7 protein-coding genes are annotated in these 9579 nt (G+C 34.7%); 4 read left to right on the forward strand and 3 right to left on the reverse strand.

From position 1 onward, the window contains the following. Positions 1-5 precede the first annotated feature (5 nt). Positions 6-578 carry a MarC family protein gene (locus Q0X66_RS08280; protein ID WP_297705171.1) on the reverse strand — a complete coding sequence of 191 codons (573 nt, stop codon included), beginning with the start codon at positions 576-578 and terminating at the stop codon, positions 6-8. A 124-nt stretch (positions 579-702) separates the two neighbouring features. Between Q0X66_RS08280 and Q0X66_RS08285 the strand changes: the two genes are divergently transcribed. Beyond that, positions 703-1272 (forward strand): DUF3109 family protein, encoded by a 570-nt coding sequence (locus tag Q0X66_RS08285; protein ID WP_297705186.1) that lies wholly within the window; start codon positions 703-705, stop codon positions 1270-1272. On the opposite strand, the gene Q0X66_RS08290 is transcribed toward Q0X66_RS08285, so the two are convergent. Next, positions 1265-3232, reverse strand: coding sequence for a tetratricopeptide repeat protein (locus Q0X66_RS08290; RefSeq protein ID WP_297705173.1), 1968 nt, complete (start codon positions 3230-3232; stop codon positions 1265-1267). The two genes, Q0X66_RS08285 and Q0X66_RS08290, sit on opposite strands and share 8 nt — an antisense overlap. An 18-nt stretch (positions 3233-3250) precedes the next feature. Further along, a complete protein-coding gene (locus tag Q0X66_RS08295; protein WP_297705175.1) occupies positions 3251-3985 on the reverse strand; it encodes a LytTR family DNA-binding domain-containing protein in 735 nt (244 codons plus the stop codon). Between the two features lie 370 nt (positions 3986-4355). Between Q0X66_RS08295 and Q0X66_RS08300 the strand changes: the two genes are divergently transcribed. The 3 genes from Q0X66_RS08300 to Q0X66_RS08310 all read left to right on the forward strand — a co-directional run bounded on the left by Q0X66_RS08300 (position 4356) and on the right by Q0X66_RS08310 (position 9527). Continuing rightward, complete coding sequence (locus tag Q0X66_RS08300) at positions 4356-4529, forward strand: hypothetical protein (protein WP_297705178.1); 174 nt, start codon at positions 4356-4358, stop codon at positions 4527-4529. Between the two features lie 18 nt (positions 4530-4547). Beyond that, on the forward strand, positions 4548-5096 hold the full coding sequence (locus Q0X66_RS08305; protein ID WP_297705180.1) for a hypothetical protein: 549 nt from the start codon (positions 4548-4550) through the stop codon (positions 5094-5096). 387 nt (positions 5097-5483) lie between these two features. Then, on the forward strand, positions 5484-9527 hold the full coding sequence (locus Q0X66_RS08310; protein WP_297705183.1) for a two-component regulator propeller domain-containing protein: 4044 nt from the start codon (positions 5484-5486) through the stop codon (positions 9525-9527). The last annotated feature ends 52 nt before the right edge of the window (positions 9528-9579 follow it).

The following is a 9579-nucleotide window of genomic DNA, read 5'->3' on the forward strand; positions in this document are numbered from 1 at the left end:
CTATTCTAAAAAAGTTGGTTAATATTTGAAGTAAATAATTTAACTGCTATTGCTAATAAGATTACTCCAAAGACTTTCCGGATAATGTTAATCCCGTTCGTTCCAAGTATTCTTTCAATGGACTTTGACGATTTTAAAACTATGTAAACAAAAATAGTATTTATAATAATAGCCACAATAATGTTCTCTACATGAAATTCTGCTCTTAATGAAAGAAGGGCAGTCATAGTGCCTGCGCCGGCTATAAGAGGAAAGGCAATGGGGACTATTGAAGCACTTTCAGGAGCATCATCTTTATAAAGTACTATCCCCAAAATCATTTCTATAGCTAAAAAGAACAAAACAAAAGCACCCGCCACTGCAAATGAATTTACATCTATCCCTATTAGCTTTAGAATTTTTTCACCAATAAATAAAAAAGCTATCATAATAATAGCTGCCACAATGGTAGCCTTTTCGGATTGAATATGTCCTACTTTATTTCTAAGACTGATAATTATTGGGACGCTGCCTATTATGTCTATTACAGCAAAAAGGATCATACTTGCCGAGGCTATTTCTCTAAAGTTAAAATTCATAGGACCATCAAATTAAATAAGCTGGCAAATTTACGTATACCAAAGGGTTTTATATCACAGAAGGACAAATATTTTATGTTTTGTAAAATTCAATAAAGTATCTTTAAGGCCTTAATTTTACATGATGTTTGAAATTGGTAAAGCAATTATCTCTGACCATATTTTGGAAAAGGAATTTGTATGTAATTTATCTGCATGCAAAGGCGCATGTTGCGTAGACGGCGAGGCGGGAGCTCCTTTGGAGGATAAGGAGACTGAGATTCTAGTCGATATTTACGCGGATGTTAAGCCTTTCCTTACGCCCGAAGGAATTTCAACCATAGAAGAACAAGGTGCATTTATAAAGGGCGCAGATGGAGAATGGGAAACACCTTTGATTAATAAAGAGGAATGTGCATATGTAATTTATTCAGAAAAAGGGATCGCTAAATGTGGCCTGGAAGAAGCTTATAATAAGGGTGCGACAAAATGGAGAAAACCAGTATCTTGTCATTTATATCCGGTAAGAATTACAGAATATGAGCAGCTTACGGCCGTGAATTATCATAAATGGGAAATCTGCGATCCGGCATGTTCTTTGGGAGAAGAATTAAAAATCCCAATTTATAAGTTTGTAAAAGAGGCACTGATTAGAAAATTTGGCAAAGAATGGTATGAGGAATTGGAAAAAATAGCTGTGGATAATTCTAAATAATAGGAATATGTAATATTACCTTAGTGCCACAGGCTGTATCCTGCTTATCAAAAAGGTCCACAATTTCTATCTCAAATTTATTTTGATAATCCTTGGAAAAATTAGCCAAACGTTCTTTGGTAATGTTGATCCCGACTGATTTTCTTTTTAACACCTTGCTTTGTTTGAGTTTTTCGGCAACTTCTCTTCCCACTCCATTATCAGTAATAGAGATATCTATATAACCCTTTTTCCTTCTACTTATATGCAATAAAATGGATTTGTCACCATCTTTAGAAGAGAGACCATGCCATAGGGCGTTTTCCAAAAATGGTTGAAGAATAAGAGAAGGAACTTTAACTATATGGGGATCAATACCTTCATCTATGTTTATTTTAAATTGAATTTCATTGGAAAAACGAATATTTTCGATTGTCATATATAGTTCTACAGTTTCTAACTCTTCAGCTAAAGGAATTTCCCTTAAGGAAGAGGCTTCAAGTATTTTACGTACTAATTTCGAAAACTTATTTAGATAATGGACCGCGTTCTTTTTTTCATTGTTTATGATATAAAGCTTAATTGAATTTAGTGAATTAAATAAAAAATGAGGATTCATCTGACTGCGAAGCATGGATTGCTCCAGAGTGAGCATCTTCTTATCACTTTTAAGCTGATTTTGTCTGTATAAAATATATAACATAAGCGTAAACAGAGCCAATAACAAGGCACTAATCAATAATGTATTTTGATTTCTTCGAAGCTTTAAGTTTATAATTTCATTTTCTTTTGCCAGTACTTCTATCCTGGCGTTCTTATTATCCTCCTCAGAGCGAGAAATCATATCAGCTACATATAACTTATTGCGATCATTTGATATTTTTTCTTCCACGTTTTCTGCTTTTATAAAGAATTCTTTGGATTTTTTGAAATCATCTTGATTTTCCCATAAATCGGATAGGAACGAGTAGGCCTCTTCCATCTCACTAAGCAGATTATATTTCTCAGCTATTTCCAGCCCTTTATTCAGATTCCTTTGAGCCTCCTCAAACTGATTATTTTGTATCTGAGCCCAGCCGATATTCAAGTAAATTTCAGAGATGATTTTCATATCTCCCAGTTCTTCGGATGCCCCAAGAATAGATTTAAAAATTTGAAGCGCTTCCTTACTTTTGCCCTGATGAACGTATACATGGGCAATTCCGAGATTTGACAGGATGTTAATTCTATTAGATCCAATCTTTTCATTAAAGACTAATGATTTTTCATAATTTTGCAGCGCTTCTTCCAACTTACTCTCGGCCTCAAGGCATTCTCCAATATCTTTATAATTCATGGCAAGTCCGAGGGTATTACCCAACTCGGCCTCAAGCACTATTGATTTCCTGAAATTGGCAATTGCAAGATCATATTGGCCTAAAGTCCTATATATATGCCCGATACTGTTTAAAGAAAAATTTAAGCTCCTTTTTGTATCCTCATTAGGATGTTCCAGATATTCTGCAAGTCCTATTGCCTTTTGCGCACAGTCCAGGGCAGAGGGTATAGCCTCTGTTCGGCGATAGACGGCACTTAACATAGACAAGCTGTAAATTTCAAATTCTGTATTGTCATTTACCTCGGCTGCCTCTAAAGCCATTTGGTGTAGTCTAATCGCTTTATTATATAGCGCGTAATCACGGTATGATATTCCTAATTGATTAAGTGCATAGGATGCACCCGGATAAAAGTTTTCCTTAGCTGAAGCATTGGCAAAATAACGCATCAAACTAGTATCTCGCCGTATTGGATTAAGTACAATGTCCAAATCATTATAAGTCTCAGGAGCCTTGGATATAAGGTTTTCCGTTGTTTCCTTGAAACTTTTGCCGCTCAACTGTGCATTGGCGTCATTTAAAAAGAGTATGATACTAACACAAAAAAGGAATGAATAATTTAAAAAAACAGAAGGACTATGGGGGATTTTAAAACGCTTTAACATAGGCAATTCTCGAATTGATTATAACAAATCCAAAAAATCAGACTTTTTTTGACGGGATACAGGAATTTTATGATTGGATTGAAGCACCACATATCCGTCTGTTTTGAGAAACTCCTTAATTTTTGTTAAGTTAATTATATAAGAGTTGTGTATCCTGAAAAAGGAATCACTTGGCAGCAATTCATTAACTTCTTTTAATTTTTTGGTAAGTACAATCTTGTGTCCATCTGCAAGGTAAATGGTACTGTAATTGCCATCAGATTCGGCATATAGGATTTGATCGCTTTCCAGAAACACTAATTTCCCGTCCGTATTGAAAGTAATTTTTTTATGCTTTTCACTAGCATTAAAATTTAGTAGAATTTTTTCCAGTCTGTCCGCAGTATAATTTTTTGCATTAAACTTTTTAATTTTTACAATAGTATCTTTTAAGTCGTCAGTATCAATGGGTTTTAAAAGATAATCAATAGCCTCATTTTTGAGAGCTTTTATCGCATATTGATTGTAGGCTGTTGTAATCACAACAGGAAAATCCTTATTGCTTAAGTTTTGAATGAATTGAAATCCATCCATGGTGGGCATTTCAATATCCAAAAACAAACAATCCGGGGTGTTGTGACTAAGATAACTCAATGCTTCAAAAGGATCGGTAAAAGAAGCAACTACATTTATTTCATCACTGAAATTAGTCAATTCCCAGGAAAGACTTTGAAGTGCCTTTATTTCATCATCTACAATAACAGCTTGTAACATTACCTTATTATATTCTCGTAAGTTACAAAATTAGCAATACTAGTAGTATGGCTTGTTGAAATATGTATAGATAGATTAGATAGGTGTGTGACCAGCGCTAAAAGACTTAAAGTTTGCATACCAAAGGAAATTTTTACAGAATGTAATTTTTTATTTTTTGAACGAAAAAATGGATTTTCAGATTTATAACAAATTCATCTTACACAGACCAAAATATTTAAATTAAAACAGAAGTAGTAAAACAATTTACACATAATTCCATACCAATTATACAAATGAACTGTGTAGTTTATTTGTTACGGCATAATTTAGTTTTATAATAATTTCGAAGAAAGAGTGTTGTTGAACGCTTGCAAAGTATTTGTACTCAATGAAAAAATGTGTTATATTTTTCACCCTTTTAATCTTAGCACTTCTGCTTGCAGTTTTGACGGAAAATATGGAACGTTCAGTAGTTGTAGATGAAGTGGTGCTCGCGGGAAATAGCGTTGATCATCGTTTGGCTGAAGAACAGACCGAAATTGCAGAATTAAGTCCGGAATAAAAATATAAATAAACCACTATGCCACATATTGTAATCAAATCCCTCAAGGTTGGTCTATGGGTTATTTTTACCCTCATTTTCATTACTACTAATTCAACTGAAATAAAATCTGATAAGAGGATCTTGGCAGCGGGTGGTTATGTGCTTAATATTGCTGGGGAAAGTGAGTTAAAACTTGAAGGGATTATAAATTTTGAAACTGAAATAAAGCGTTCTTCAATAGGGGAAGAGTATACCACCTTAAAATTAAGCCTAACTGATGGTCAGCAGCTTCCGGGACATTCACTGGGATTTTTTCTTTCAAAACATAACCAATTTGTGGAAATAGGAAATGGACGACATGAAATCTCAGGGAATATTGAAGGATTCCTTAATTATTTTGATGGGGTGTTTGGTTTTGCCAACGTAAATGAATTTGGGGAATTACCATTTTTTGCAAAAAACGGTGCCGTTACTATTGATAATATTGAAGACAAAATATTAAAAGGCAGTATAAATGTAGTTTTTGAAAATATCAATGAAGAAAGTATTGCAATAACTGGTAACTTTGTTGCTTTAAGAAGATAATATTTGATGGTAAGCATTTGATTTTCTATATGTACATTTGCTTAACGTAATTAAGTTCATTGAATAATAGTAGCAGTTTTAGTTTTATAAGAACAAATGAAACTGTCAAACCATTAAGTACGACTCCGGGGAGGTATATCTTTATAGAAATACCGCTGCTTTAATGCAGGCCCATAGATGTAATTGCTAATTGGATAACCATACCAATCATGTTGGTCATGAAATTTGCTCGATTTTTAGGTTTCGGGGGAACTACCTAGATCAGCAGACCCAAGTGGTAATTAAATTTTAAACATCTATTGAGTCGTACGGTTTGGCGGTATTTTCTGATTTATCTCCTTTTGATTATTTATTTCGAATTTCTTTGCAAGATTTAATTTTTAAATAATGGCACGGAAAGATATTTTTTTGTATTTCGCAAGGATTCTTTCTTCCACATTATTGGTTGTGATTTGCACAACTGATGCCTGCTCCCAGTCGCAAATCACCTTTAGACAACTTTCCATCAAAGAAGGGTTATCTCAAAATAGCGCCGTATCAATTAGTCAGGATAGTACTGGTTATCTTTGGATTGCCACGCAGGATGGCCTTAATAGATACGACGGTAAAAAATTTATTTATTTTCCCTATAGTTTTGTGGATATTACCAAGCCGGATTATAGTAATCTGGGTAAAGTATACACTGATAGAAAAGGGGAATTATGGATCATTCCACTAGATAGAATTCCCCGAAAGTTACTGCCGGAAACTCAAACTTTTGAACCAGTCCCTGGAATCGACGATGCCAGTGTGATTTATCAAGACAAGAATTTTAATTTATGGTTTGGGACCTATTCCAATGGTCTTTATTCTCTTAAAAAAGATTCGGAATATGTAAAGCAAGAAATTTTACCTTCAAACCTGAATGGTACAATTTTCAATATTGTGGAAGATTCTTCCGGGGATTTACTTCTGGCAAGCGAACATTCAATTATTAGTTTCAATTCACACACCGGGAAACATAATAATTTAAATCCTGAGAGTTTAGCAAATGGTTCTATTGAGGCAAATTTTAGTGACATCGTTTTTGACAAGAAAGGCAGGCAGTGGATAGCTACATATGGAGATGGATTGTATTTAAAAGAGAAAAATGGGAATCATTTTAATAGGATATCTAAATTCTCCTTTTCAGATCCATTACCCAATGACCTTAATATATTAGATCTATATTTAGATAGTAAAGATAGGATTTGGGTTGCTACCTACGGCAGGGGGATGTATATGATAAATTTATCTACACAAAAAATAAATCATTTTATAGCCGAAAAGCAAAATCCGAGGGCCCTGCATTACAATGATATCCTGTGCATTTACGAAGATTATACCGGAACAATATGGTTGGGAACGGACGGTGCAGGCTTAAGTTTTTACGATGAATATCTGGAAAAATTTAATTCCTTTATTAATTACCAAACTCCCGAAAATATTAACATTGACGTTGTTCGGGCAATAACAGTAGACAAGGAAAAAAGAGTATGGATAGGTACTTCCGGGAAAGGTCTTACTCAGTTTGATCCACTAAGCAATAGCTGGCAAACTTTCACTACAAATGCAAATTCAATAAATAACATTGCATCTAACAGGGTTATGAGTCTTTTGGTTGATGGACAAAATAACCTTTGGATTGGCACTCAGGGGGAAGGACTTAATATTTATGATAGTAAAGAAGAATTTATTCACTATTCCGAGGATACTGCGATTCCCTTATCTGCGGAAACAATTTGGACCATATTTGAGGACTCTGAGAATAGAATTTGGCTTGGTACCAGAGAAAAGGGATTAATTCAATTTGATAAAAGCAAGGGTGAAGTTAAATATCTAAAAGGTCAAGTACTTCACAGAAACAATTTACCCGGCAATAATATTCGCGTGATTACCGAAGGAAAAAAAGGTCAATTATGGCTTGGTACAGAAACCGATGGAATTGTATTATTTGATACCGAACAGGAATCTTTTATATCCTTTAATGAGATAAATGACACCAATTCTTTGTCAAACAATAATATTAAGTCCCTTTATTATTCCCCAGATAATGTTCTTTGGATTGGCACTAATGGAGGAGGCCTGAATGCCCTGGATTTAAATAGTAAAAAATTCTTTCATTTTACGGTTGAGGATGGTCTTGCCAATGATGTAATCTATGCCATAATGCCCGATAGTAACGGAAATCTGTGGTTAAGCTCTAACAAGGGCATTACCAGGTTTACAAAGGGTTCTAATTTAGAGGCCAGTCCGGTAATAGTGAATTATACAAATTATGACGGATTAGCCACAGAATTTAATACCGGGGCCTATTACAAAGATTTAGATGGCAACTTATATTTTGGAGGCCTGGATGGTTTTTATTGGTTTAAGCCCAATGAGATAAAGGTAAATAGCATCTTACCAAAAACCAGTATTACAAGTTTGGAAGTATTAAACGAACCATACCCTATGAAAAAGGGATTAACCCTTGGTCATACACAGAATACACTCTCGTTTACCTTCTCCAGTATGCAATATGCACTTCCCGAAAAGAATAATTATCAGTATAAACTGGCGAACTATGATGAGGACTGGGTATATGCCGGGAATAATAATTTTGCACGCTACTCTTATCTGCCATCAGGCGATTATGAATTATTAGTGAAGTCCAGTAATTATGATGGTATATGGAATGAAACACCCGCCCGTTTTGCTTTTAAAATAGCCTTTCCGTGGTATTGGAATCCGGTGGCAAAATTGATCTATTTCTTTTTGTTTCTTTGGGCAATGTATGGAGTTTACAGCTATTTTAAATGGCGGTGGAAGATGAAGCTCGATTTGGAACTCAAAGATGAAGAAGCATCACGATTAAAGAAATTAAATGATTTCAAATCTAAATTGTACACTGATATTTCTCACGAATTTAGAACGCCATTAACCCTTATTTCTGGTCCCGTTGATGCTAAACTAAGCGAAGGCAGTTTGTCAGATAGAGATTTTGAAAGTTTTACCATGATAAAGCGAAATACTAACAGGCTATTGACCCTTGTAGACCAGTTGTTAAATATGGCTAAACTGGAAAAAGGTAAACTGTCGCTAAAAGTAAAAGAAGGAAATTTGGGGTTATTTATTGGCGCCATTGCCAGTTCATTTAAATTACGCGCTGCACAAAAAAATATTGATTATCAAATTAAGGTTGATAAACTTCAAGACTGCATGTATGACGAGGATGCTATGGAAAAAATATTGACAAACCTGCTTACAAATGCATTAAAATATTGTCCGGAAGAAGGTTTATGTGAATTTAATGCCCAAAGAGAAAATTCAACGGTAGTAATTAGTGTTAAAAATACAGTTGAAAATTTATCCGAAATTGAAGTAGATAGGTTGTTTACACGTTTTTATCAAAAAGATGAGTATGCTGAAGGTATAGGGGTTGGACTGTCACTGGTAAAAGAACTGGTAAACTTATATAGAGGAGAGGTTTCGGTAAGAATAGAAGACCATAATATGATTCATTTTAGAGTTATATTACCTCTTGAGAGGGAGCTTTTTGAATCGATCGAAATTTTGAATACAACGGAGGTGAATGAGAAATTGACGGGTCCGGCAGATAGGGTTGGGTTAAATAAAGCTTCCAACGCACTTTCAAACAGGACTAAGGAAAAATTATCGCTGGTTTTGATTGTAGAAGATCATAAAGAGATACGCGATTTCCTGAAATCAGCATGGGATAAAAAATATCAGTTATACGAAGCTGAAAATGGAAAATTGGGAATAGAAAAAGCACTTGAAATTATTCCTGATCTGATTATTACCGATGTACGGATGCCCATTTTAGACGGCATTGAATTGTGTAATACCCTTAAGACGGATGAACGAACCAGCCATATCCCTATAATATTATTAACAGCGGGGCAAGGAGAAGAAAATGAATTGAAAGGTTTGCAATCAGGGGCAGACGATTTTATTACAAAGCCATTTAAACTGAAAATCCTGGAGAAACGGGTAGAAAACCTGATAGAAAGCAGAAAAGCTCTACGAAGTCTTTATAGCCAGGAAGTTATTCTTAAGGCAAAAGACATTGCAATTACCCCTACCGATGAAATCTTCTTAAATAAGGTGCAGCATTTATTGGATGAACAGCTTTCCAATCCGGACTTTAATGCAGCTGCTTTTAGCAGAAATGTAGGGATGAGCCGTATGCAATTACATAGAAAATTATTGGCCTATTCAGGACTGAGCACAACGGCATTTATTCGTTCTCAACGATTAAAACAGGCAATACATATACTACAAACCTCAGATGCATCGATCAATGAAGTTGCTTATTCCGTAGGCTTTAATACACCTTCCTATTTTATAAAATGCTTTAAGGAGACCTTTGCTAAGACACCATCAGAATACCTCCAAACCACCAATAAATAGGTTTTTTTTCTTCCTGTTACATTTCTTGCACACTTCGTTACATATGTAGCAT

It is taken from the genome of uncultured Eudoraea sp. (genome assembly GCF_947260015.1).
In the GTDB taxonomy this organism is placed as follows: domain Bacteria; phylum Bacteroidota; class Bacteroidia; order Flavobacteriales; family Flavobacteriaceae; genus Eudoraea.

Bases quoted from the DNA above. Each gene is read 5' to 3' on its own strand.
- Q0X66_RS08285 (WP_297705186.1), top strand. From the start codon at position 703: ATGTTTGAAATTGGTAAAGCAATTATCTCTGACCATATTTTGGAAAAG.
- Q0X66_RS08300 (WP_297705178.1), top strand. From the start codon at position 4,356: ATGAAAAAATGTGTTATATTTTTCACCCTTTTAATCTTAGCACTTCTG.
- Q0X66_RS08290 (WP_297705173.1), bottom strand. From the start codon at position 3,232: ATGTTAAAGCGTTTTAAAATCCCCCATAGTCCTTCTGTTTTTTTAAAT.
- Q0X66_RS08310 (WP_297705183.1), top strand. From the start codon at position 5,484: ATGGCACGGAAAGATATTTTTTTGTATTTCGCAAGGATTCTTTCTTCC.
- Q0X66_RS08295 (WP_297705175.1), bottom strand. From the start codon at position 3,985: ATGTTACAAGCTGTTATTGTAGATGATGAAATAAAGGCACTTCAAAGT.
- Q0X66_RS08280 (WP_297705171.1), bottom strand. From the start codon at position 578: ATGAATTTTAACTTTAGAGAAATAGCCTCGGCAAGTATGATCCTTTTT.
- Q0X66_RS08305 (WP_297705180.1), top strand. From the start codon at position 4,548: ATGCCACATATTGTAATCAAATCCCTCAAGGTTGGTCTATGGGTTATT.